The sequence below is a fragment of the Uniformispora flossi genome, assembly GCF_049534875.1.
GTDB lineage: Bacteria > Actinomycetota > Actinomycetes > Streptomycetales > Streptomycetaceae > Yinghuangia > Yinghuangia aomiensis.
Map to the genome: position 1 here is coordinate 1 of NZ_JBMULZ010000003.1, position 23,556 is coordinate 23,556.

Genomic DNA, 23,556 nt, shown 5'->3' on the forward strand with positions numbered 1-23,556 from the left:
CCCTCCCCGCCCCCCCCCCCCCAGTGGCCAACCCCCCCCCCCTCCCCCCCCTGGGCCCCGCCCCCCCCGCCCCCCCGCCCCGGCACACCCGGTCGGGGCCCGCGGCGGCCGGCCCGTGCGGCGGGCACGGGCCGGCTCAGTCCTCGGAGGCCGCCGTGGGCAGCTTGGCCTGGATCAGCGACATCACGGACGCATCGGTCAGTGTCTGGACGTCCCCCAGCTCACGGTTCTCCGCCACGTCGCGCAGCAGGCGGCGCATGATCTTGCCGGAGCGCGTCTTCGGCAGCTCCTCGACGATCATGACCTTCTTGGGCTTGGCGATCGGGCCGAGCGTGGCGCCGACGTGGTTGCGCAGCTCGTCGACGATTCCCGGCTCCTCCGCGGCCGACCCGCGCAGGATGACGAACGCGACGATGGCCTGGCCGGTGGTGGCGTCCGCGGCGCCGACGACCGCCGACTCGGCGACCTTCGGGTGCGACACGAGCGCGGACTCGACCTCGGTGGTCGAGATGTTGTGGCCGGACACCAGCATCACGTCGTCGACGCGGCCGAGCAGCCAGATGTCGCCGTCCTCGTCCTTCTTCGCGCCGTCGCCCGCGAAGTACAGGCCCGCCCAGCGCGACCAGTAGGTGTCCTTGAACCGCTCGTCGTCGCCCCAGATCGTGCGGAGCATCGACGGCCACGGCTCGTTCAGCACCAGGTAGCCGCCCCCGCCGTTCGGCACCGGCGCCGCGTTGTCGTCGACGACCTCGGCGGAGATGCCCGGCAGCGCGCGCTGCGCGGAGCCCGGCTTGGTCGCGGTGACGCCCGGCAGCGGGCTGATCATCATCGCGCCGGTCTCGGTCTGCCACCACGTGTCGACGATCGGGCAGCGGTCGCCGCCGATGTTCTTGCGGTACCAGATCCACGCCTCGGGGTTGATCGGCTCGCCGACCGAGCCGAGGACGCGCAGCGACGACAGGTCGAACTTCGCGGGGATGTCGTCGCCCCACTTCATGCAGGTGCGGATCGCGGTGGGGGCGGTGTAGAGGATCGACACGCCGTACTTCTGCACGACCTCCCACCAGCGGCCCTGGTGCGGGGTGTCCGGGGTGCCTTCGTACATGACCTGGGTGGCGCCGTTGGCGAGCGGCCCGTAGACGATGTACGAGTGGCCGGTGACCCAGCCGATGTCGGCGGTGCACCAGTAGACGTCGGTCTCCGGCTTGAGGTCGAAGACCGCCCAGTGCGTGTACGACGCCTGCGTGAGGTAGCCGCCGGAGGTGTGCAGGATGCCCTTCGGCTTCCCGGTGGTGCCCGAGGTGTAGAGGATGAACAGCGGGTGCTCGGCGTCGAACGCCTCGGGGGTGTGCGTGTCGGACGCGTTGCCGACGGCGTCGTGCCACCACACGTCGCGGCCCTCGGTCCACGCCACGTCCTCGCCGGTGCGGCGGACCACCAGGACGTTGCGCACGTCCGGGCAGGACGCGAGCGCGTCGTCGATCGCCGGCTTGAGCGCGGACGGCTTGCCGCGCCGGTAGCCGCCGTCCGCGGTGATGACCACGCGGGCGTCGGCGTCCTGGATGCGCGATGCGACGGCGTCCGCGGAGAACCCGCCGAAGACGACGGAGTGCGGGGCGCCGATGCGGGCGCACGCCAGCATCGAGACGACCGCCTCGGGGATCATCGGCAGGTAGATCGCGACCCGGTCGCCCGCCTGCACGCCCATCTCGGTGAGGGCGTTCGCGGCCCGGGAGACCTCACGCTGCAGCTCGGCGTAGGTGACCGCGCGGCTGTCGCCGGGCTCGCCCTCCCAGTGGATCGCCACGCGGTCGCCGAGGCCGGCTTCGACGTGCCGGTCGACGCAGTTGTACGCCACGTTGAGTTTGCCGTCGGCGAACCACTTGGCGAACGGCGCGTTCGACCAGTCGAGCGTCTCGGTGGGCTCGACGGCCCAGCTCAGCCGGTCGGCCTGGGTCTTCCAGAAGCCGAGCCGGTCGGCGTCGGCCTCGTCGTACGCGGCGGCCGTGACGTTCGCCGACGCCGCGACGGCAGGCGGCGGCGGGAACCGGCGCTCCTCCCGCAGCAGGTTGGACAGCGCGTCCCGGGTCTCGGGGGTCTCGTTGCTCACGCCATTTCCTCCGTCGTACAGGCTTTTGCGTGACATGTTCTATCGGCGTTCCGGTGCATCTTCTATCGCCTGTAGCGAATCAGTGACCCGGCGCGGCTGACAAGAGGGGTCCAAAAATTGGTTTAGACCTCTTGCGGGCGGCCGGCGGGCATGCGGCGAGAGGGCGAAAACGGGCGAAACGGCGCCGCGCCCGCCCCGGATCGGGACAGGCGCGGCGCCGTCGGCAAGGACCCCGTGGGACCCGTTGGTCCGCGTGGGACCGGGCAGGTCCGGGGCCCAGCGGGTCAGACCGGCACGGTCTCCGGGTGGCCCGGCTCGGGAGGCGCCGCCTCCGCGGCGGCGTCCCGGTCGGCAGCCTCCCCGGTCGGCGCGTCGACCGGCTCGAACCGGCCGGTCGCCGTGTCGTGCACGTACATCTGCGCCCCGGCCAGATCGAAGTACAGGCCGAACAACCGCAGTTGGCCGTCCTCCACGGCCCGGTGCACGACCGGGTGCCCGAGCAGGTTGTCGAGCTGCTGCAGCACGTTGGCCAGGCACAGCTGCTCGGCAGGCGGCGGCACGCGCCCGGACAGCGTCGGCGCGGGGCGCTCCGCGAAACGCGCCAGGCTCGGCACGCCGTGCGCGAGCCAGCGGCGCAGGTGCGGGGTGGGCTCCGGGAGCCCGTGGCCGTCCGCGGGCTCCGCGTCGGCGGGGTCCGCGTCGCGGCTGTCGAGCAGCGCCGCCATCGCGCCGCAGCCCGAGTGCCCGCACACGGTGATGCTGCGCACACCCAGGACCGAGACGGCGTACTCGATCGCGGCACCGACCGAATCGTCGGCACCGTCGCCGCCTGCCGCATCCGCACAGCACGCCCCTGCGCCGCCGCCCGTGGTGCGCGGCGGTACGAAGTTGCCGACGTTCCGCACGGTGAACAGGTCGCCGGGCCCGCTCGCGGTGATCAGGTTCGGCACGATCCGCGAGTCGGCACACGTGATGAACAGCTGAGCCGGGTTCTGGCCCTCGATGGCGAGCCGCTCCAGGAACGGCTGGACGAGCGGTGCCGTCCGCAGCTGGAACTCCCGGGTCCCGGCCACCAGCGGGTGCGCGGGCGGTCGGCCGCGCCGCGGCTGGAGGCGCTGCCAGTGCCACCACGGGGCGAACCAGCGCGGCGACGGGGTGGGGCCGACGCGTCCGGCGCCGGGCTGGCCTTCCGCGGCGCGCACGTAGTGGTCGTCGTGGATCTCCTCGATCTCCACCTGGCCGCCTCGGGCGATGTACCCGGTGCGCCAGTTGTGCACGGTGTCGAACGCGGCGTGGTCGAGGTGGTCGACGGTCAGGTCGAGGACGACGTGCTCGCCGGGCGGCAGCTTGTCGAGCGCGCGCGACAGGCGCGGCACCGACAGGAACGTCAGCGACCCGTGCACCTCGACGTGCAGCACGCCGTCGCGGACGGACGTCCGCACGGTGCTGCGGCTCAGCCGGAACAGCGCGGTCGCCGCGGCGACCAGCACGCCGAGCGCGACGCCTTCGAGGACCCCCGCGGCGACGACGCCGACGACCGTCGCGACGTACGCCGGGAACTCGCGGTGCCGGTGCACGTGCCGGATGTGCGCGCGGTTGACCATCTGCAGGCCGACCACCATGACCAGTGCGGCGAGTGCGGCCAGCGGGATACGTTCGACGACGCCCGCCAGCAGCCCGGCGAAGACCAGCACCCAGACGCCGTGCAGCACCGTCGAGGCCCGGCTTTCCGCGCCCGCGCGGATGTTCGCGGTCGTGCGGATCGCCCCGCCGGACACCGGGAAGCCGCCGAGCATGCCGGAGACCACGTTGCCGGCGCCCTGCGCGGTCAGTTCGCGGTCCAGGTCGGCGCGCTTGCGGTCGTGGAGCCGGTCGGTGGCCACCGCGGACAGCAGAGTCTCGACGCCGCTGACGACCGCGACCGTGACCACCGCGGTGATCAGGCCGGTCGTACCGAAGCCGGTCGGCAGCGCCGGCAACGTGACGGCCGCGTGCGGGAGTTCGACGCGGCTCACGTCGAGCCGGAATCCCGCGGCGAATGCCGTCGCCAAGGCCACCGCGGCGAGAGGCGCGGGCGGCTTGCGCACGGGGCCGAGGCGTTCCGGCACCCACGGCCACGCGGCCAGGACCGCCGCGGTCACCGCACCGACCGCCAGCTCCGGCGAATGCAAGGACGCCAGTTGCCCGGGGAGCTGGTGGAGGTTGGCGCGTGCGGTGCCGTCCGGCGACCCGCCCAGCACCACGTGGAACTGGGCGAGGGCGATGACGATTCCGATGCCGGCGAGCATGCCGTGCACGATCGCGGGCGACAGCGCGAGCGCTGCCCGGGCGACCCTGCTCAGCCCGAGCAGGATCTGCAGGACGCCGGCGAGCACCGTGATGGCGCACGTCACGCGCCACCCGTAGGTCGGGATCAATCCGGCGACGACGACGGTGAGTCCGGCGGCGGGTCCGCTGATCTGCAGCGGAGCGCCGCCGAGGGTGCCGACGACGATTCCGCCGACGACGGCTGCGACGATGCCCGAGGTCAGTGGGGCGCCGGCGGCCAGGGCGATGCCCAGCGACATGGGGATCGCGATGAGGAAGACGACGAACGAGGCGCCGAGGTCGGGGCGCAGCTTCCCGAGGCGGGAGCGGCGCGGAGGGGGTGCGGACGGCCGCAGGTCAGCGTGGTCCGCGGTGGGCGAAGGGGGCGCGGGGAGGGTCATATCCCGTCTCCTCGGTGGTCAGCCGCGGTCGCCGCAGGGCGGCGCGCGGTTGGTCAGGCGGGGACTGGCGGGGTGGCCGGAAGAGGGGTGCCTTGTGGGCAAAGCCCCAAGGTTGCGCTAAGTAGTCTTTACGCTACCTTCAGTTTCTCATCGAGAAACGGTAAAAAGCCCATCCGAATGGGTGAAACAAACGGTTTGAGGCAACCCGTGTCCTTCGCGGCGGGCGCGAGTTGACCATTGCGGCGGTGGGTGAGGCGCTTTCGAGCGGCAGCCGAGCATTGACTGAAAGACTGCTGCGGATGTGTGTCTCGCTTCACATGCCCTGTCCGCTATGGATCGCTTTGGTCCGGGTAGGTGGGCGTGGTCGTTGGGAGGCACATGCAACCGAGCGGCCCTGTGGTGCGTGTGTTTGGACAGGTAGTCGCACCACATCCGTCCCGGACCGTGCGGTCCCGTCTGCTTTGAGGTGAACTGTGCGTTCTGTCCGAGGTGCCGCCGTCCTGGTCGTCGTTGCGGTACTGGCAGCCATAGGCTTCGTGGTCTTCGCGAAGAGCGGTGACGACAAAGGCGCCTCGTCGAGCAAGAACCAGAGTTCGGCCTCCGGCGATCCCTCGGGCACACCGAGCGAGGGCAGCAAGCCGGGCAAGCCGATCGGCGACGGATCCACCAGCGATACCGGCCCGCAGCCGCACCAGCCCAAAGTCGAGAAGCTGAAGCCCGGTGAGAAGCCGCCGCAGTTCGTGGTGTTCTCTTGGGACGGCGCGGCGGAGATGGACGGGGTCAGCCTGGTCTCCCGGTTCCGCAAGGTGGCCCGCGAGAGCAACGCCAACATGACGTTCTTCCTCTCCGGCATCTACGTGCTCCCCGAGTCGCAGAAGGCCAAGTACCAGGGTCCGAAGCACGGACCCGGCGCCTCCGACATCGAGTTCCTCTACGACAAGAACGAGCGCGCCACCATCACCCAGCTCGGTCAGGCCTGGCTGGAAGGCGACGAGGTCGGCACGCACTTCAACGGCCACTTCTGCAACTCGTCCACCAGCGGCAAGAGCTGGTCGGTCGACGACTGGAAGAAGGAGATCGACCAGGCCTACTCGTTCGTCGAGAACTGGCGCACCAACTCCGGCTGGACCGACATCCCGTCGCTGCCCTTCGACTACAAGAAGGAACTCATCGGCGGCCGCGCCCCCTGCCTGGAAGGCCAGAAGAACCTGATCCAGGCGGCCAAGCAGTACGGCTGGCGCTACGACGCCAGCTCGCCGGGCGGCCTCCAGGTGTGGCCGCGCAAGATGGACGGCCTGTGGGACCTGCCGCTGCAGTCGCTCCCGTGGCCGGGCAGCGCGACCAAGTCCCAGCTGTCGATGGACTACAACATCATGGCCGAGCAGACCAACGCGAACTCCAAGGCGCCGCAGTCGCAGTGGCCCGCGCTGGAGAAGCAGGCGACGGACTTCTACATGGGCGGCTTCAACCGCGCCTACACGACCAACCGCGCCCCGCTGTTCATCGGCAACCACTTCGAGACGTGGAACGGCGGCGTCTACATGACCGCCGTCGAGAACACCATGCGCGCGGTGTGCAAGAAGGACGGCGTCCGCTGTGTCTCGTTCCGCCAGTTCGTCGACTGGATCGACGCGCAGGACCCGGCGGTCGTCGCCAAGCTCCAGGGCCTCAACGTCGGCACGGCGCCCGCCGACTGGGCGACCGTGACCGGCGGCGGCAACGCCCCGGTGCCGCCGGCCGGCTCGGCGCCCTACACGCAGCAGCCGCCGGTGCGGAAGGAAAACTGACCGGCCGTACGACAGCACCGGGCGGGCCCGCTTTCGCGGGCCCGCCCGGTGGCGTTTCCGGCGCCTGGCGCCGCGGTGGTCAGCCGCGCGGGGCCGCCGCTCCTTCGGCCTCCAGCGCCGCCGGGCCGAGCACGAACTCCGGGTCCACCTGCGCGGTCAGGTCCACACCCGCGCGGGCGTTCGCCCAGCTGTGCGCGTTCTTCACGTGGAACTCGACCATCTGCTCGGTGTAGCGGGCCCAGTCGCGGTTCTCGAACGTCGCGTCGACCGCCTCGCGCATCCGCTCCAACGCGGCGGTGTTGTCCGGCTCCAGCGCCGCGAAGTCCGGCGTACGGCCCTTCTCGACCTCGCGGACGAACTCCGACTGGCCCACCCAGGTCAGCAGGTCCGCACCCACGTGCTCGCGCAGGAACGCCAGGTCGTCCGGCCCCTGCACCTTGTTGCCCACCATCGCGAGGGCCACGCCCCAGTCGCGGGCGTAGTCGCGGTACTGCCGGTAGACGCTCACGCCCTTGCGGGTCGGCTCAGCGACCAGGAATGTCATGTCGAAGCGCGTGAACAGCCCGGACGCGAACGCGTCGGAGCCCGCGGTCATGTCCACGACGATGTACTCGTCGCGGTCGTCGACCAGGTGGTTGAGCAGGAGTTCGACCGCGCCGACCTTCGAGTGGTAGCACGCGACGCCCAGGTCGCCTTCCTGGAACGGGCCGGTCGCCATGATCCGCATACCGCTGCAGCAACTGCCGACCGGGCGGCGGCAGGCGTCGTAGACCGGGTTGTCCTCGTCCAGCCGCAGCAGCCGCGACCCGCGGCCGGGCGGCGTCGTCTTGACCATCTCGTCCGCGGAGCCGATCCGCGGGTTGGTGCCGCGCAGGTAGTCCTTGATCAGCCCGAGGTTGCCGCCGAGCGGCGGGATCGCCGCGGCCTTCTCCTCGCTGAAGCCCAGGGCCACCGCGAGGTGCTGGTTGATGTCCGCATCCACCGCCAGTACCGGCAGCTGTGCCGCGCCGAGGTGGCGCACGAAGAGCGAGGAGAGGGTGGTTTTGCCGCTGCCGCCCTTGCCGACGAACGCGATCTTCACCGGTGCCGTCCTTCCAGTTGCCGCTTGCCGCATCGCTGCCGCCTCCCGTCTTCTCGGGAGTGACAATCGTTTTCGACAAGGATCCTCCGTTGCGGTGCGTGTCCGCGTCAAGTCGGAGGGTGATCGGCGCGGCCTCGCGGTCGGCTTTCGCCTTGTGCGGTGCCGGGGCCGGGGGGGCACGCCAGACTCGGCTCCCGCCTCGCATCGCTCGGCGCGGCTGCTTCCCTGCTTCCGGCCGTGCCGTGTCCTGTCCGTCACCCTGGTGCGGGCCCGGCGGACCCCGGCGGTGCGGGGCGCGTAGGGTCGGCCGCGTGAGTACCGCATCCTCGGGTCAGGACCCGTTCGCCGCCGTCGCCGCGCTGCCCGGCGTGCCCGAAGCCGTCGAATCCGCCCGCAAGGCCGTCGACGGCCTGCTGCGGCACCGCACGATGCGCCGCAAGAGCCCGGAGATCAGCGCCGAGTCCGCCCTGCGCGGTGCCCGCGCGAGCGCCGCGCTGGAGGGCGCGGACTGGTCGCTGGAGGAACTCCGCCGCCGTACCGACTACTCGCGCGGCGCGGCCGACCGGGAGGCCGGCATCGTCGGCGGCGCGCTGCGGGTCTCCGCCGAGTACTCCACGCTCGTCGACGTGTGGCGGCGCAGCCCGCTCCAGGTCCTCGCCCGGCTGCACGTGGTGGCCGCCGCCGACGTGGTGGACCACGACGCGCTCGGCCGCCCCCGCCTCGCCGGCGAAGCCGTCGAGGTGCGCCCCGACCCGGGGCCGCTGCCCGCCGCCGACGAGGTCACCGCCCGACTCGACGGCCTCGCCCGGCTCCTGCTGGCCCCCAGCGACGCCCCCGCGCTGGTCGTCGCGGCGCTCGTGCACGGCGAGATCCTCGCGCTGCAGCCCTTCGTCTGGGGCAACGGCCTGGTCGCGCGCGCCGCGCAGCGTCTCGTGCTCATCACCCGCGGCCTCGACCCCAAGTCGGCGGTCGTGCCCGAGGTCGGGCACCTCGACCTCGGCCCGGACACCTACGAGAAGGCCCTGCGCGGCTACGTCTCCGGAACCCCGGAAGGCGTCGCCGCGTGGATCGAACACTGCGCGGAAGCCGTCACGTTGGGCGCACGCGAGAGCGTCGCGGTCTGCGAGGCGGTCATGCGCGGCATCTAGGCCGAGTCCGGCCGCCGTCCGCGAGCAGCCTGCGCGAGCGATTTCCGGACACGAAAGGGGCGGCGTCCACGGGGGAGGGACGCCGCCACTCGGCACGTTCATCGGGGTACCAGTGCGTGCACCTTGGTGACGGCCGGCCCGGGGCCGCGAAGTCCCGGTCGTCCGGCGCGTGCGGCCCGTACGAGGGTCGGTCGCGCGTGGGTTCCCGGTGTCGTGCTGGGTCCGTAGGGCCGCCCGCCTCGGAAGTGTCGCCACTTCGCCCGGCGGTCGTCTGCGGGCCGCTGATGCCTTTCTACTTCGTTACCGGTACACACGGAACCCTTCGCCCAAGATCTTTACTTTTTGGGCGGGTTGGTTCCGGGCGTGATCCGACCCTGCTCCGGCCGGATTCCGGAACTGTCCGGACGGTTGCGCACGGTGTGCGTTTCGCCGCGGACGTGTCCGGATCCGGCCGGTGATGTCCCGGTGGCGTCCAGGCGGGTCAGCGCCGGCGCTTGGCCGCGTACCAGACGAGTCCGGCGGCGGTGGCCCCCGCGGCGATCGCCGTGGCCGCCAGCACCGACCGGGACGGCACGGGCAACGAGGGGACGCGCTGCCGCAGTTGCACGGGCCGGTCGAACGTCAGGACCGGCCAGCCGCGCGCCACCGCCTCGCGGCGCAGCCCGCGATCGGGGTTCACGACGTACGGGTGCCCGACCTCCTCCAGCATCGGCAGGTCGGTGACGGAGTCGCTGTAGGCGTACGAACGCGACAGGTCGTAGCCCTCGCTCGCCGCGAGGTCGCGCACGGCCGCGGCCTTGTTCTCCGCGTACGCGTAGAAGTCGATCTCGCCCGAGTAGCGGCCCTCCTCGACCACCATGCGGGTCGCCACCACCCGGTCGGCGCCCAGCATCTCGCCGATGGGCTCCACGACTTCCGCACCGGACGAGCTGACGATGACGACGTCGCGCCCGGCCGCGTGGTGCTCCTCGATGAGCGACGCGGCTTCGTCGTAGATGATCGGGTCGATCATGTCGTGCAGGGTCTCCGCGACGATCTCGCGCACCTGCTGCACGTCCCAGCCGCGGCACAGCGCGGACAGGTACTCGCGCATCCGCTCCATCTGGTCGTGGTCGGCGCCGCCGACGAGAAACACGAACTGCGCGTACGCGCTCTTGAGCACGGCACGGCGAGTGATCAGGCCGCCCTGGTGAAACGGTCTGCTGAACGCCATCACGCTGGACTTGGCGATGATGGTCTTGTCGAGATCGAAGAACGCTGCGGTCCGCTTGGCTCCGTGGTTTTCCACGTAGTCGAGGATAGGCGCCGCCATTCGGCGTAAACTCAGGCATGCGGGTTTGCCCGAGAAGGCTCTCGGGTACATCCTGGAAGCCACGGATCGTTCTGCGACCGTGCTAACCCGGTCCGACTCCTCCCCCCCCCGAGTCGGCCGTGGAGACGACCCCCGCTCTCCCCCCCGGCGGGGGTCGTCGCTTGTCCGGCCGCGGGTCCGCGGCGATTCCTGCGGGGGTCCTACCCCGCGGCGGTAGGTGCAATGCCTCGTTCCGGTTGAGTTCCGACGGGGGTGGGCGGCTGGGGTGCGGGCGGTGCTCCGGCTCCCTTGTCCGGCCGTCTCCCGCGGCTGCTTCGGCGGCCTGTTCCGGGGCTCCCGCCGCCCGCGGTGTTCCCGGCCAAAACCCCCGGCACGTCTGCCTCTTCGGGCTTCGGGACGCACATCCTCACCACCACACCCACGTCTGCCGGATGCTGTGCGCAAGGTCACGCGGTGCGAGGCCGCGGGGGCCGGCGGCGCGCGAGGAGGCTCCGGACCTCGGACTCGTCCCCTCGTGGCGCCCAGCTCGCTCCCTTGCCCCGCCCTGTCCCGATCCGCGACGTGCCGCGCCACGGGGCCTTCGTGTGCCCGTGCGGTGCCGTGGATTCCGAAGGCGGGTGCGAGGGGGTGTCCGTACTTCGTGCCAACTTCCGGGGGGTTTCTTCGAGTTCAGGTGCCAATCGGGTGTGCTCCGGAAGACGGGTGTTTTCCGGTTCGCCGATCGCCGATAACCACTCGATCGCTACGCAACCATCCTTCGTACGGGTGATTTCGTTATCCACAAGCGGGAGTTATCCACAACTTTCCGGTGGTTGCCGCTTCTCGGCCTCGCGGCTCGCGGCGGATCGGCCATGGTGGTGCCCGGCCCTTCCGGAGCTGCGCACAGGGGCGCGGCCGGGGACCGGAACCTCGGGGGAGTTCTCATGTCGGCACTGTCGCCTGTCTGCCCGCCGGGCCTCGGCCGGCCGCTCGTCGTCACCGCGGACGTGCGGCTGCTGGACGAGCTGCTGCGGATGTGCGCGGTGGCGAACGTCGAGCCCGAGGTCGTGCCGCAACCGCAACTCGCGTGCGAGGGGTGGGTGGTGAGCCCGCTCGTCGTGGTGGGCGCGGACCTCGCCGACGGCGTCGCGTCGTTCGGGCTGCCGCGCCGCAAAGACGTCGTGCTGGTCAGCGCCGACCTGGACGATGCGGACGTGTGGCGGCGCGCTGTCGTGGTAGGCGCCGACCATGTGGTCTTCCTGCCGGATGCCGAGGCGTGGCTGACCGACCGGTTCGCCGACCTGGCGGACGGCACCGGGGCCGCCGCGCTCGGGATCGCCGTGGTCGGCGCCCGTGGCGGCGCGGGCGCCAGCACGCTGGCCTGCGCGCTCGCCGTCACCGCGGCACGCGACGGCGGAACGGCGGCGCTGGTGGACGCGGATCCGTTCGGCGGCGGCATCGACATCCTGCTGGGCGGCGAGGCCGAGCCGGGGCTGCGCTGGCCGGACTTGGCCGGCGCTCGCGGCCGGGTGGACGGCGGCGCGCTGTCCGCCGCACTGCCGCGGCTGCACGGCCTCACCGTGCTGTCCTGGGACCGCGGCCCGGGGCCCGGAGTGCCCCAGGAGGCCACGCGGGCGATCGTGTCCGCGCTCCGGCGGCGCCACGACCTGACCGTGGTCGACATACCCCGCAGACCGGACCCCGCGGCCGAGGAAGCCTTCGGCCAATGCGTGCTCGGGCTCGTCGTCATCCCCGCCGAACTCCGTGCGGTGGCCGCCGCGGTGCACGTCGCCGAGTGGCTGCGGCCGGTGGTGGCCGACCTGCGCGCGGTCGTCCGTGGACCTTCGCCGTCCAGGCTGCCCGCGGACGAGATCGCCGCGAACGCCGGTCTCCCGCTGGCCGGCGAACTCCGCCCCGAACCGGGACTGACCGAAGCCGTCGAGGAAGGCGCGGTACCCGGCGGACGCAAGGGGCCGTTGAGCCGGTTCTGCCGCGAGTTCCTGGCGGCGGAGGCTGCGGCGGTGGCGGCGGAGCGGGGGTGGGCGGCGTGAGGGGGGCTGGGGTGAGGGTGCGGGTTGTGTGTGGCGGTGGGTTGACCCGCTGACCCGCTGACCCGCTGACCCGCTGACCCGCTGACCCGCTGACCCGCGGCGGTCGCGGCATCCGCGATAGGCCGGTGTGGGCACCGTTTGTCGGCGGTCTTGGCGACCCACGTCGGCTTCGTGCTGCCCGCGCTCCGCGATGCCGCAAGCAACTCCGGGCACGGCAGAAGGCGGCATGCCGAGTGCCCTTCAGAACTCTCCGAAGCATCTCCGCCGCAGCGCGGCGGAGATCCCGAATCTCCTGCGTGACCGCAGTTGTGCGGGCGCGCTTCCTTCCAACCAATCTCGGAGTCTCCCCATGACTGCTCTGCCCGGCCTCGTTCTGCCCACTCCCACTCCCACTCCCACCCCCACTCCCAGTCCCGTTCCCGTTGCCTCGGCGGCGGTTCCGTCCGGGCTTCGGCCACCGTGCGCGGCATCGGTCTTCCCCGCGCGGTCCCTCGCCGTTCCGCCGCCACCCGCCGCGGCCGTCGGCCCAGGGACGGCGGGTGAGCCGCCGCCGGGTTCGGGACCGCCGCTCGGGGCGAATCCCGAACCGGTCGGCGGCCGACCGCCGAGGCCGGGCGCGCCGCCGCGGGTCGGCAGTCCGGTCTTCGCCGAAGCCGCCGCGGAACCCGCGCTCGATCCACAGCTTGTGGACGACGTTCGCGATCGGCTCGCGGCCGACGGACGCGACCCCACCCACGCCGCCGTCGCCGAGGTGCTTCGCGCCGACGGCCGGGTCCTCGGCGACGCCACGGTCCTGGCGGTGCTCCGCACGCTGCGTTCGGAGATCACCGGCGCCGGACCGCTGGACGTCCTGCTGGCCGATCCCGACGTCACCGACGTCCTGGTCAACGGCCCGGACGAGGTCTGGGTGGACCGCGGCGCGGGGCCGCAACGCGCCGCCGTCAGTTTCCCGGACGACACCGCGGTGCGGCGGCTCGCGCAACGCCTGGCGACCGCGGCGGGGCGCCGTCTCGACGACGCCGCGCCGTACGTCGACGCCCGACTCCCGGACGGAACCCGGCTGCACGCCGTCCTCCGGCCGGTCGCGGTACGCGGCACCTGTCTGTCGCTGCGCGTCCCGCGTCGCACCGCGCTCGGCCTCGGCGACCTGGTCGCGTCCGGGACGCTCTCGCCGGCGTGTGCCGAGCTGTTGCGTGCGGTGGTGTCGTCGCGGGTGGGCTTCCTGGTCTCGGGCGGCGCGGGCACCGGGAAGACCACGTTGCTCGGCGCGCTGCTGGGCACGGTGCATCCGGCGGAACGCGTCGTGGTGGTCGAGGACTCCACGGAACTCGACCCGCGCCACCCGCACGTCGTGCGCCTGGAGGCGCGGCCGCCGAACGTCGAGGGCGCGGGTGCGGTGACCCTCCGCGACCTGGTCCGTCAGACGCTCCGCATGCGCCCCGACCGGGTCGTGGTCGGGGAGGTACGTGGTGCCGAAGTCACCGACCTGCTTGCCGCGTTGAACACCGGCCACGGAGGCTGCGGCACCGTCCACGCGAACTCGCCGCACGACGTCCCGGCCCGGCTCGAAGCACTCGGTGCGCTGGCCGGACTCAGCCGCGATGCCCTGCACAGCCAACTCGCGGCGGCGCTGGACGTGGTCGTGCACCTGACCCGGGCCCGCGACGGCCTTCGGATGGTCGCGGAGATCCACGTCCTGGAACGGGACACGCGGGGCTGGGTGCGCTCGGTCCCGGCCGTCGTCTACGACCGCAGGAGTGAGCACCGCGGAGCCGGATTCCCGCAGTTGCGGGCGCTGGTGGACGGGTGGTGGCGGGGGTGAACGGGATGTCGGAGCCGGTGCTGTTCGCGGTGGTCCCGCCGGCGGTGGCCGGGGCGGTGATGCTCGGCGGGGTGCGCCTGGGACGGACGCGTATCGAGGCTGTGCACCGTGCGCAGGTGCCGGTGGCGCAGTCGTCGATTCCGGCGGGGCGCCGAGCGCGGCTGGCGGCCATACGCGGACACCCGGACGTGCGGATGCTGGCCGGGATTCCGGCGCTCGGCGTGGCCGCCTCGGTGGTGCTGGGCGGCGTCGTGCCCGTGCTGGTGGCGGTCCCGGTCGCCGGGTTCGTGGCGCGGTTGCGGCGTCAGGCCCGGGAGGCGCGGCAGGAGATCGAAACCCGCTGTGCCGTCGCGGAGTTCGCCACCACGATGGTGGGTGAACTGCGTGCCGGGCACCCGCCGGGGGAAGCGTTGTGCACCGCGGCGGAGGCGGCGGACGGTGCGGGGGCCCGACTGTTCGGCGAGGTCGCGGCGGTGGTTCGGACGGGCGGGGACGTCCCCGGCGCCCTGGCCGCCGCAGCGCGGGAGCCCGGCGGCGACGCGCTCGCGCGGATCGCGGCGTGCTGGCGTATTGCCGCGGAACGCGGGGCCGGCTTCGCCGCGGCCCTCGACCGCATCGCCGCGGGGCTGCGGAACGACGACGAGGGCCACCGCGAGCTGGAAGCCGAACTCGCCGGTGCCCGGGCCACGGCCCGGCTCCTCGCCGGACTGCCGCTGCTCGGTGTGCTGCTGGGCACCGGTATGGGCGCGGCGCCGCTCGACGTGCTGGTGCGTACCCCGCTGGGGGCCGCGGTGCTGTGTGCCGGGCTGGCGTTGCTGGCCGGGGGACTGGTGTGGACGGAGCGGATCGCCGAGGACGCCCGGAGGTCGCCGTGTCCGGGGTGATGGTGGCCGGCGCGGCCGTGGGATTGACGGCGGCAGCTGTGCTGCTGGCGATACCCGGTGCGGATGCGGCTGCGGCGCGTGGTGGTGGGGAACGGGCGCCGACCGGTTCGACGACCCGTGCGGGTCCGCCGCATTGGCGGGATGATGCGCGTGTACGCCGCTATGCGACCTGCGCCGTGCTCGGTCCGGTGGTCGGACTGTTCGTCGGCGGGGTACGAGGCTGTGCGGCGGCCCCGGTGGTCGCCTGCGTCGCCAACGCCTACCTGGCGAAGGCGGAGGCGCGGGCGGCAGCCCGGCAACGCCGTGCCCGGCTGGTGGCCGATCTGCCCACCGCCGCGGACCTGCTGGCGGCGTGTCTGTTGGCGGGTGCCTCGCCGGTCGACGCCGTGGCGGCGGTCGCGACCGCCGTCGGCGGACCGCTCGGTGCGGAGCTGCGCTCCGCATCCGCGGCGATCCGGCTCGGAGGTGATCCGGCCAGGTGCTGGATGGCGCTTGCCGAGCACCGCGAACTCGCGCTACTCGCCCGAGCCTTGGCCCGTTCCGGAGTCGGCGGGGCGCCGCCCGCCGAGCGGATCGCCCGTATCGCGGACGACTACCGCTCCCGGCGCCGCCGCGACTTCGCCGCGGCCGCCCGGCGGGCGTCGGTACGCGCCACGCTGCCGCTCGGCGTGTGCTTCCTGCCCGCGTTCCTGCTGATCGGCGTCGTCCCCGTCGCCATCGGCCTCGCGGGACCCCTGCTGTCCGGGACGTGACGCGCGCCCGCGGAGTCCCGGATCACTCGATGCGTTTCGTTCACAAGGAGAAAGCCATGTCTGCAAACCCTGCCGACCCTGCCAACCCTGCCAACCCGGTGAAGACCACGACCGGTACGGCGAGCCTGCCCGGCACGTCGACCACGGGTGGGAAGGCAATCACCGGAGCCCGCCGCACGATCCGCGCCGCCCGACGGCGGCTCGGCAGTCCTGCGGAGGCGCCGCGGCGACGGCTCGGGGTGACGTTCGTGGGACGGCGGCGTCTGCGCGGTCCCTGTGCGGTGCGTCGCCTCCGGGGCGACGACGGCATGTCCACCGCCGAGTACGCCGTCGGCACACTCGCCGCGGTCGCCTTCGGCAGCGTGCTGTTCAAGGTCGTCACCGGCGACTCGGTCGCGGCCGCCCTGGCCGCGGTGATCACCAAGGCCCTCAATGGCACGTTCTGACCGGCCTCCGGCGCGCCGTCGATTCCGGCTCCCTGGCGGTGGATCGTCGGCCGGCTACGTGACCGCGGAGACCGCTATGGCGCTCCCTGCCCTGGTCGTCCTCGTCTTCGGTCTCACCACGGGCATCGTCGCCGCCGCGGCCCAAGTCCGCTGCATCGACGCCGCCCAGACCGGTGCCCGCGCGGCGGCCCGGGGCGACTCACCCGACGCCGCGCGGGCCGCCGCGGCGGCCGTGGCACCGAAGTCCGCCCGCATGGTCGCGACGAACGAAGGAGGAAAGATCAGCTTCCGCGTAGAGACCGTCATTCCCCTGCCGGGACCTCTTTCCCGACTGCGGATCCCCGTGTCCCACACCGCGGTTGCCGCCGAGGAGGCGACGACGCCGTGACCCGCCCGCCGCGGGACCGCGGCTCCGCGACCGTGTGGCTGGCGGTGTGGTCGCTGCTGCCGCTGCTCGTGGCGACGGGTGCGCTGGGCATGGCCGCGGCCGTGGCGACCCGTCATCGCGCGGCGGCGGCCTCCGACGCGGCCGCGCTGGCCGCCGCGGCGCGCCTCGACGAGGGCACGTCGCGGGCGTGCGCCGTGGCTGCGGATATCGCCGCGCGGCAGGGAGCGAAGCTGACCGCCTGCGTCATCAACGGCGAATTCGTCGACGTCGTAGCCGAGTTCCCGCCGCCCCCGATGCTCGAGCCGTTCGGCGCACCCCGCGCCGCGGCACGCGCCGGGCCGGCCTGGTCCCGCCCCGGCCCGCCCTAGTCCCGCACTGATCCGTCTGGAGGTGAACCGGTGATCGACACACGAAGCGCGCGACCGTCTCGCGCGCCCCCGCAAGCTCCGGCGCACACATCCCGGCGCGCGCCGGGGGTGAGGGTTGCTTTTCGGAATCGGCGACAACTCGCGTGTCCTTCGGAGGCGTTGCGTCGTTGCCATGGCGTTGCCCCGCACAGACCGGCGAGTTGGCGCCGAGTCCGCGGACGACGACCACGCGCTCATGGCCGCACGGGGGAGGGCCTAAAAGCGCAGCCGAGCCGGGAACACGGCATATCGGGGATGCCCCCCGGCACGCGTGGCCCCACCTCCGGGTGGGGCCACGCACCCCGCCCTCACAGAACCTGTCGCCGCACCGGCGCCAGACGCATCGGCACGCGCCGCCGATCGCACGCGACAAACGGCGGAGGGGGTGGGGGTGGGGCTCTCCCGGCCGAAACTCAACCTGGTTGGGGGTTGGGGGGTGGGCCCGAAGTCTGTCCCGACAGCAACCGGGTCGCCAGGCGCGTCGCACCTACCCCACCCCCTCCAACAACCCCCCCAACAACCGCACAGCCCCGCCCTTGTCCAGCGGATGGTTCCCGTTCCCGCACTTCGGCGACTGCACGCAACTGGGGCACCCCGACTCGCACTCGCAAGCCGAGATGGCCTCGCGCGTCGCCCGCAGCCACCGCGGTGCCGTCGCGTACGCCCGTTCCGCGAACCCCGCGCCCCCCGGGTGCCCGTCGTACACGAACACCGTCGGCAGTCCCGTGTCCGGGTGCAGCGCGGTCGACACACCGCCGATGTCCCACCGGTCGCACGTCGCGAACAACGGCAGGAGCCCGATCGACGCGTGCTCGGCCGCATGCGCCGCCCCCGGCAGATCGGCCTCGTCGATCGATGCTTCGGCGACCTGCTCGGGCGTCACCGTCCACCACACCGCCCGGGTCCGCAGCGACTGCGTCGGCAGGTCGAGCCGGTGCTCGCCGAGAATCTGCCCGGTGAGGATCCGCCGCCGCTGGTACGACACCACCCGCGATGTCACCTCGACCGACCCGAAGCACAGCCGGGCCCGACCCCACGCTTCCGACCGCACCTCGTCCAGCACCCGGATATCGGTCTTCTCCCGCGCCGACGTCGTCCAGTCCGGGTTGGCCCGCCGTACGAGCGCCACCGCGTCGTCGAGGACGAGTTCGCGTACGAGGTACGTCTCGCCCTGGTGCAGGTAGACCGCCCCGGTGTGCACCGCGCTGTACGCCGCGGACCCGTCCACCGTCCCCAGCACCCGCCCCGTGCCGTCCTCCACCACCCGCACCGCGGCGCCCGCCGCTCCGCGGATGTCCGTGAGGTCGGTGGCCCGCTCCGGGCTCGTCCAGTACCAGCCCGTGGTCCGCCGCCGCAGCAGCCCGCGCTTGACGAGCCCGGGGAGCAGCGGCGCCGCCACCGGTCCGAACAGCGGCAGGTCGTCTTCCTCCAAGGGCAGTTCGGCCGCAGCCGCGCACAGGTGCGGGGCGAGCACGTACGGGTTGTCCGGGTCCAGCACGGTCGCCTCGACCGGCCGGTCGAACAGCGCCTCCGGGTGGTGCACCAGGAACGTGTCCAGCGGATCGTCGCGCGCGATCAGCACCGCGAGCGCTTCCTGACCGGCCCGCCCCGCGCGCCCGGCCTGCTGCCACAGCGACGCCCGCGTCCCCGGGTACCCGGCGATCAGCACCGCGTCGAGCCCGGAGATGTCCACGCCCAGCTCCAGCGCCGTCGTCGCCGCGACGCCGCGCAACCGGCCGTCGTGCAGTGCCTGTTCCAGGTCCCGCCGTTCCTCCGGCAGGTATCCCGCACGATAGGTGGCGACCTGGTCGGCGAGCCCGGGGTCGACGCGTTCAAGCTGGTCCCGCGCCATCACCCGCACGACTTCGGCGCCGCGCCGCGACCGCACGAAGGCGACGGTGCGCACGCCGTCCAGCACCAGATCCCCGAGCAGGTCGGCGGCTTCCGCGGTGGCGGTACGCCGAACGGGTGCCCCGCGTTCGCCTTTGAAGTCGGTCAGCGGCGGCTCCCACAACGCGAACGTCAGCCCGCCCCGCGGGGACGCGTCGTCGGTGACTTCCTCGACGTCCGCCGGCTCGCTGCCGATCAGCCGCGCCGCTGCCGCGGCCGGGTCGGAGACCGTCGCCGAGGCCAGGACGAACACCGGGTCGGCGCCGTAGCGCCGGCAGATCCGCCGTAGTCGGCGCAGGACTTGCGCGACGTGCGAGCCGAATACTCCGCGGTAGGTGTGGCACTCGTCGATCACGATGTACTTGAGTGCCTTGAGGTACGCCGACCACGCGCGGTGCGCCGGCAGGAGCGACCGGTGCAGCATGTCCGGGTTGGTGAGCACATAGGCGGCATGCGCACGGACCCACCGGCGGACTTCCGCGGGCGTGTCGCCGTCGTACGTCGCGGTGCGGACCGCGTCAAGGCCGGTTTCCGCGGCGCGCAAGGCGTCCACGGCGCGAAGTTGGTCGGCCGCAAGGGCCTTCGTGGGTGACAGATACAGCGCGGTGGCGCCCCGGCCGTTCCGAGCCCGGGTACCCTCCAAGAGGGCGGTGAGTACCGGCAGAAGGTAGGCCATGGACTTGCCCGAGGCGGTGCCGGTCGCCAACACCACGGACCGGCCCGACGCGGCTGCCGATGCGGCACGTGCCTGGTGTTCCCACGGGTGGTCGATACCGGCCGCCCGGAAAGCGTCCACGACTTCGCGGCGCGCCCATTCGGGCCACTCGGTCGGACGTCCCCGCCGTGCGGGGATCCGCCGGACGTGTGTCACTCGATCGGGTCGCCCGTGGACCGCGAGCAAGCGGTCCAGCAGGTTGTCCTGGGGGCGTGGAGTGGGCGGCATCGGGCATCAGTCTTGCATCCAATGTCGTGGGATTCATCGTCCTGTAGCGCCCATAAGTGGTTGAATGCCTAGGCGGCTGCCGATCCTTGGGGGGCGACCGCTCGATAGCAAGGTGCTGGAGGATCCGTGGACCTGTCCCTGTCGACCCGAACCGAGGGCGGCCGTACGGTCGTCGAGGTGGGCGGCGAGATCGATGTGTACACCGCCCCCAAACTGCGCGAGCAATTGGTGGAGCTTGTCAACGACGGCAGCTACCACCTGATCGTGGACATGGAGGGCGTGGACTTCCTGGACTCTACGGGTCTGGGTGTCCTCGTGGGCGGTCTCAAGCGCGTGCGTGCGCATGAGGGTTCGCTGCGTCTGGTGTGCACTCAGGAGCGCATCCTGAAGATCTTCCGCATCACCGGTCTCACCAAGGTGTTCCCCATCCACGCGTCGGTGGCCGAAGCGGTCGCCGCGACGGACTGAGGGCGGTGGCGCCGTCCGCCCGTCGGTGGGCGGCGCTTCTTCCTTCCGCCACCGCTCATCCAGGTAGCGCTTCGAACCGGACAGCCCACCGGTCGGATCGTCGGCACGTACGGCTGGGGGATCTATGGCCATCGTCGAGCTGCGCTTCACCGCGTTGCCCGAGCACGTCCGAACGGCGCGGCTTGTCGCCGCGGCCGTGGCCCGCCGGGCGGGTGTCGCCGAGTCCGTGCTGGACGAGGTGCGTCTCGCGGTCGGTGAGGCGTGCCTGCGCGCGGTGGGCCTCACCCAGCAGACCGGCAGCGACGAGCCGGTCACGGTGATGCTCGACGACGGCGACGGGCGTTTTTCCATCGAGGTGCGCGATGCCGTCCCGCAGCAGGCCGAAGGCGCGACCGGCGACCTGCTCGGCTCCGGGAACGGTGCGGCGGCGGATATCGGGGAAAGCGATCTGGGCTTGGCCGTGATTCTCGGCCTGGTGGACGAACTGGATGTGCGGGCGGGTGCCGACGGCGGCCGGATCCGTATGTCGTGGCCGTCCGAGAAGGGGAAGCCGGGAGACCAAACGGCGGCACCCTGACGAGTGAATTTCCCGCTGCGGCGGATCGCCCGAATGAGGGCGGTCCGCCGTTCGCGTTTGTCCGGAAGTCCCGTGTGCAACCCGCGTGGGGGCGGGCTTCGGCGCGACCAAACCTCGGTGTTCGGCGTAATGCCCGATACGCCGGAAAGCGCGCCTATTTTATAGGGAATTTGATATGATCATGAAGATTCCAATGGTGTGTTCTTGATCATTTGCTTACACTCCATTCGTTACAAAGATCGTTACAAAGATCGTCTAGCGCCTGTCTGAGCAGCCTGTCCGAAACGTCCCTCGCGATGCGCCCGCTGCCGGGTCCGAGTTCTCCGGGTCGGATCACCGAAGGCCTGCCCCCTCCGGTACGGACGTGTCCGTCGTCTAGGAGGACGCATGTCCGGGCTCCAACAACTGTCCGCCACCGTCACCGCCGCGAACTCGCCGGAAGTCGCCGGGAGTGATCTGACGTACGTCGTGGTGGTCGCGGTCATTGCGCTGGGCGCCCTCGCGGTCGCGGCCGGCCTGGTCCGCCAGGTCCTCGCCGCCGACGAGGGCACCGACACCATGAAACGCATCGCCGGCGCCGTCCAGGAGGGCGCGTCGGCCTATCTGACCCGGCAGTTCCGCACCCTGAGCGGCTTCGCCGTCGGGGTGTTCTTCCTGCTGATGCTGCTGCCGGCCGACACCATGAACGAACGCATCGGCCGCTCGCTGTTCTTCCTCGTCGGCGCGGTCTTCTCCGCGGTGACCGGCTACACCGGCATGTGGCTCGCGGTCCGCAGCAACGTGCGGGTGGCCGCGGCGGCCCGGGCCGGCCACGGGCCGGAGGGCTCGCACAACGCGATGCGCATCGCGTTCCGCACCGGCGGCGTGGCGGGCATGTTCACCGTCGGGCTCGGCCTGTTCGGCGCCGCGCTGGTGGTGATCATCTACCGCGAGGACGCGCCGAAGGTGCTGGAGGGCTTCGGCTTCGGCGCCGCGCTGCTGGCGATGTTCATGCGTGTCGGCGGCGGCATCTTCACGAAGGCCGCGGACGTCGGCGCCGACCTGGTCGGCAAGGTCGAGCAGGGAATCCCCGAGGACGACCCGCGCAACGCCGCGACGATCGCGGACAACGTGGGCGACAACGTCGGCGACTGCGCGGGCATGGCCGCGGACCTGTTCGAGTCGTACGCGGTGACGCTGGTCGCCGCGCTCATCCTCGGCAAGGCCGCGTTCGGCGACGCGGGCCTCGTGTTCCCGCTGCTCGTCCCGGCGATCGGCGTGATCACGGCGGTGCTCGGCATCTACACGGTCGTGCCGCGCAGCGGCGACCGCAGCGGGATGACCGCGATCAACCGCGGCTTCTTCATCTCCGCGGTGGTGTCGCTCGCGCTCGTCGCGATCGCCGCGTTCGCCTATCTGCCGGACTCGTTCGCGAAGCTCGACGGCGTCAACGAGACCACCGCCACGGGCCGGGCGATCCTCGACCACTCCGGCGACCCGCGGGTGTTCGCGCTGGTGTCGGTGCTCATCGGCATCGTGCTGGCGGCGGTCATCCAGCAGCTCACCGGCTACTTCACCGAGACGTCGCGGCGCCCGGTGAAGGACGTCGTCAAGACGTCGCTGACCGGCCCGGCGACGGTCATCCTGTCCGGCATCTCGCTCGGCCTGGAGTCCGCGGTGTACGCGGCGGTGCTCATCGCGATCGCGGTGTACGGCGCGTACCTGCTCGGCGGCGGCATCATCATGCTCGCGCTGTTCGCCGTCGCGCTGGCCGGCACCGGCCTGCTGACCACGGTCGGCGTGATCGTCGCGATGGACACGTTCGGCCCGGTGTCGGACAACGCGCAGGGCATCGCGGAGATGTCCGGCGACGTCGAGGGCGACGGCGCGCAGGTCCTGACCGACCTGGACGCGGTCGGCAACACCACGAAGGCGATCACCAAGGGCATCGCGATCGCGACCGCCGTGCTTGCCGCGACGGCGCTGTACGGGTCGTACCGGGACGCGGTGGAGACGGCGCGGGCCCAAGTCGGGGTCCAGGCCAACGAGAGCATGTCGCTGCTGACCGGGCTGTCGTTCAACCTCGACATCTCCCAGCCGAACAACCTCGTCGGGCTGATCCTCGGCGCGGCCGTGGTGTTCTTGTTCAGCGGTCTCGCGATCAACGCGGTGTCGCGGGCGGCGGGCGCGGTGGTGTTCGAGGTGCGCGAGCAGTTCCGCACCCGGCCGGGGATCATGGACGGCTCGGAGACCCCCGAGTACGGCCGGGTCGTCGACATCTGCACGCGCGACTCGCTGCGGGAACTCGCGACGCCCGGTCTGCTCGCCGTGATGGCCCCGATCGCGGTGGGCTTCGCCCTCGGCATCGCCCCGCTGGGCGCGTACCTCGCCGGAGCGATCGGTGCGGGCACGCTGATGGCGGTGTTCCTGTCGAACTCCGGCGGCGCCTGGGACAACGCGAAGAAGACCATCGAGGACGGCACGTTCGGCGGCAAGGGCTCCGACGCGCACGAGGCGACGGTCATCGGCGACACGGTCGGCGACCCGTTCAAGGACACCGCGGGCCCGGCGATCAACCCGCTGCTGAAGGTGATGAACCTGGTGTCGCTGCTGATCGCTCCCGCGGTGGTGAAGCTGACGCTGGGCGAGCACGCGAGCGGCCCGCTGCGGGCGCTGATCGCGATCGTGGCGATCCTGGTCATCGTCGGCGCGGTGTGGTGGAGCAAGCGCAAGTCGATCGCGGTCGGCAGCTCCGATCACGAGACGAAGGAGGCCGAACCGGTCGCGAGCTGACCGGTCCGGCGGCGCTCCACGGGAGCGAAAT

17 protein-coding genes are annotated in these 23,556 nt (G+C 72.2%); 12 read left to right on the forward strand and 5 right to left on the reverse strand.

What is annotated here, in order from left to right:
* Window positions 1-136: 136 nt before the first annotated feature.
* Window positions 137-2,146 (reverse strand): acetate--CoA ligase, encoded by a 2,010-nt coding sequence (gene acs, locus ACPA54_RS07155; protein WP_423527844.1) that lies wholly within the window; start codon window positions 2,144-2,146, stop codon window positions 137-139.
* A 248-nt stretch (window positions 2,147-2,394) separates the two neighbouring features.
* On the reverse strand, window positions 2,395-4,818 hold the full coding sequence (locus ACPA54_RS07160) for a SulP family inorganic anion transporter (protein ID WP_423527845.1): 2,424 nt from the start codon (window positions 4,816-4,818) through the stop codon (window positions 2,395-2,397).
* A 473-nt stretch (window positions 4,819-5,291) separates the two neighbouring features.
* Between ACPA54_RS07160 and ACPA54_RS07165 the strand changes: the two genes are divergently transcribed.
* Entirely contained in the window at window positions 5,292-6,605 is a 1,314-nt protein-coding gene (locus ACPA54_RS07165) for a polysaccharide deacetylase family protein (RefSeq protein ID WP_423527846.1), read from the forward strand.
* A gap of 79 nt (window positions 6,606-6,684) precedes the next feature.
* On the opposite strand, the gene ACPA54_RS07170 is transcribed toward ACPA54_RS07165, so the two are convergent.
* Entirely contained in the window at window positions 6,685-7,686 is a 1,002-nt protein-coding gene (locus ACPA54_RS07170; RefSeq protein ID WP_423527847.1) for an ATP-binding protein, read from the reverse strand.
* Between the two features lie 311 nt (window positions 7,687-7,997).
* Here ACPA54_RS07170 and ACPA54_RS07175 point away from each other — a divergent pair, with 311 nt between their 5' ends.
* Window positions 7,998-8,834, forward strand: coding sequence for a Fic family protein (locus tag ACPA54_RS07175; protein ID WP_423527848.1), 837 nt, complete (start codon window positions 7,998-8,000; stop codon window positions 8,832-8,834).
* A 481-nt stretch (window positions 8,835-9,315) separates the two neighbouring features.
* Here the strand turns inward: ACPA54_RS07175 and ACPA54_RS07180 are convergent, their stop codons facing one another.
* Complete coding sequence (locus tag ACPA54_RS07180; RefSeq protein ID WP_345678174.1) at window positions 9,316-10,134, reverse strand: HAD family hydrolase; 819 nt, start codon at window positions 10,132-10,134, stop codon at window positions 9,316-9,318.
* 935 nt (window positions 10,135-11,069) lie between these two features.
* Here ACPA54_RS07180 and ssd point away from each other — a divergent pair.
* From ssd to ACPA54_RS07215, 7 genes are all read left to right on the forward strand, one after another.
* Complete coding sequence (gene ssd / locus ACPA54_RS07185; RefSeq protein WP_423527849.1) at window positions 11,070-12,176, forward strand: septum site-determining protein Ssd; 1,107 nt, start codon at window positions 11,070-11,072, stop codon at window positions 12,174-12,176.
* Window positions 12,177-12,861: 685 nt separating this feature from the next.
* Window positions 12,862-13,998, forward strand: coding sequence for a TadA family conjugal transfer-associated ATPase (locus ACPA54_RS07190; RefSeq protein ID WP_423527850.1), 1,137 nt, complete (start codon window positions 12,862-12,864; stop codon window positions 13,996-13,998).
* A 5-nt stretch (window positions 13,999-14,003) separates the two neighbouring features.
* A complete protein-coding gene (locus tag ACPA54_RS07195) occupies window positions 14,004-14,882 on the forward strand; it encodes a type II secretion system F family protein (RefSeq protein WP_423527851.1) in 879 nt (292 codons plus the stop codon).
* Entirely contained in the window at window positions 14,870-15,634 is a 765-nt protein-coding gene (locus tag ACPA54_RS07200; protein ID WP_423527852.1) for a type II secretion system F family protein, read from the forward strand. The genes ACPA54_RS07195 and ACPA54_RS07200 overlap by 13 nt, the downstream gene beginning before the upstream one ends.
* A 56-nt stretch (window positions 15,635-15,690) precedes the next feature.
* On the forward strand, window positions 15,691-16,080 hold the full coding sequence (locus ACPA54_RS07205) for a DUF4244 domain-containing protein (RefSeq protein WP_423527853.1): 390 nt from the start codon (window positions 15,691-15,693) through the stop codon (window positions 16,078-16,080).
* Window positions 16,067-16,468: a TadE family type IV pilus minor pilin gene (locus ACPA54_RS07210; RefSeq protein WP_423527854.1), complete on the forward strand. Its 402-nt coding sequence runs from the start codon at window positions 16,067-16,069 to the stop codon at window positions 16,466-16,468. Before ACPA54_RS07205 ends, ACPA54_RS07210 begins: the two co-directional genes overlap by 14 nt.
* A complete protein-coding gene (locus ACPA54_RS07215; protein WP_423527855.1) occupies window positions 16,465-16,836 on the forward strand; it encodes an Rv3654c family TadE-like protein in 372 nt (123 codons plus the stop codon). Before ACPA54_RS07210 ends, ACPA54_RS07215 begins: the two co-directional genes overlap by 4 nt.
* 526 nt (window positions 16,837-17,362) lie before the next feature.
* On the opposite strand, the gene ACPA54_RS07220 is transcribed toward ACPA54_RS07215, so the two are convergent.
* Window positions 17,363-19,708, reverse strand: a complete 2,346-nt coding sequence (locus ACPA54_RS07220; RefSeq protein ID WP_423527856.1) for a DEAD/DEAH box helicase — start codon at window positions 19,706-19,708, stop codon at window positions 17,363-17,365.
* Window positions 19,709-19,834: 126 nt separating this feature from the next.
* Here ACPA54_RS07220 and ACPA54_RS07225 point away from each other — a divergent pair, with 126 nt between their 5' ends.
* The 3 genes from ACPA54_RS07225 (at window position 19,835) to ACPA54_RS07235 (ending at window position 23,525) form a co-directional block, all read left to right on the forward strand.
* A complete protein-coding gene (locus tag ACPA54_RS07225) occupies window positions 19,835-20,176 on the forward strand; it encodes an STAS domain-containing protein (protein ID WP_345678108.1) in 342 nt (113 codons plus the stop codon).
* Between the two features lie 124 nt (window positions 20,177-20,300).
* Window positions 20,301-20,753, forward strand: a complete 453-nt coding sequence (locus ACPA54_RS07230) for an ATP-binding protein (RefSeq protein WP_345678107.1) — start codon at window positions 20,301-20,303, stop codon at window positions 20,751-20,753.
* Between the two features lie 387 nt (window positions 20,754-21,140).
* Window positions 21,141-23,525: a sodium-translocating pyrophosphatase gene (locus tag ACPA54_RS07235; RefSeq protein WP_345678106.1), complete on the forward strand. Its 2,385-nt coding sequence runs from the start codon at window positions 21,141-21,143 to the stop codon at window positions 23,523-23,525.
* The last annotated feature ends 31 nt before the right edge of the window (window positions 23,526-23,556 follow it).

What these genes read in the sequence shown, in the direction of transcription:
- ACPA54_RS07210 (WP_423527854.1), top strand. Translation starts at nt 16,067, where the DNA reads ATGGCACGTTCTGACCGGCCTCCGGCGCGCCGTCGATTCCGGCTCCCT.
- ACPA54_RS07160 (WP_423527845.1), bottom strand. Translation starts at nt 4,818, where the DNA reads ATGACCCTCCCCGCGCCCCCTTCGCCCACCGCGGACCACGCTGACCTG.
- ACPA54_RS07235 (WP_345678106.1), top strand. Translation starts at nt 21,141, where the DNA reads ATGTCCGGGCTCCAACAACTGTCCGCCACCGTCACCGCCGCGAACTCG.
- ACPA54_RS07220 (WP_423527856.1), bottom strand. Translation starts at nt 19,708, where the DNA reads ATGCCGCCCACTCCACGCCCCCAGGACAACCTGCTGGACCGCTTGCTC.
- ACPA54_RS07205 (WP_423527853.1), top strand. Translation starts at nt 15,691, where the DNA reads ATGTCTGCAAACCCTGCCGACCCTGCCAACCCTGCCAACCCGGTGAAG.
- acs (WP_423527844.1), bottom strand. Translation starts at nt 2,146, where the DNA reads ATGTCACGCAAAAGCCTGTACGACGGAGGAAATGGCGTGAGCAACGAG.
- ACPA54_RS07230 (WP_345678107.1), top strand. Translation starts at nt 20,301, where the DNA reads ATGGCCATCGTCGAGCTGCGCTTCACCGCGTTGCCCGAGCACGTCCGA.
- ACPA54_RS07195 (WP_423527851.1), top strand. Translation starts at nt 14,004, where the DNA reads ATGTCGGAGCCGGTGCTGTTCGCGGTGGTCCCGCCGGCGGTGGCCGGG.
- ssd (WP_423527849.1), top strand. Translation starts at nt 11,070, where the DNA reads ATGTCGGCACTGTCGCCTGTCTGCCCGCCGGGCCTCGGCCGGCCGCTC.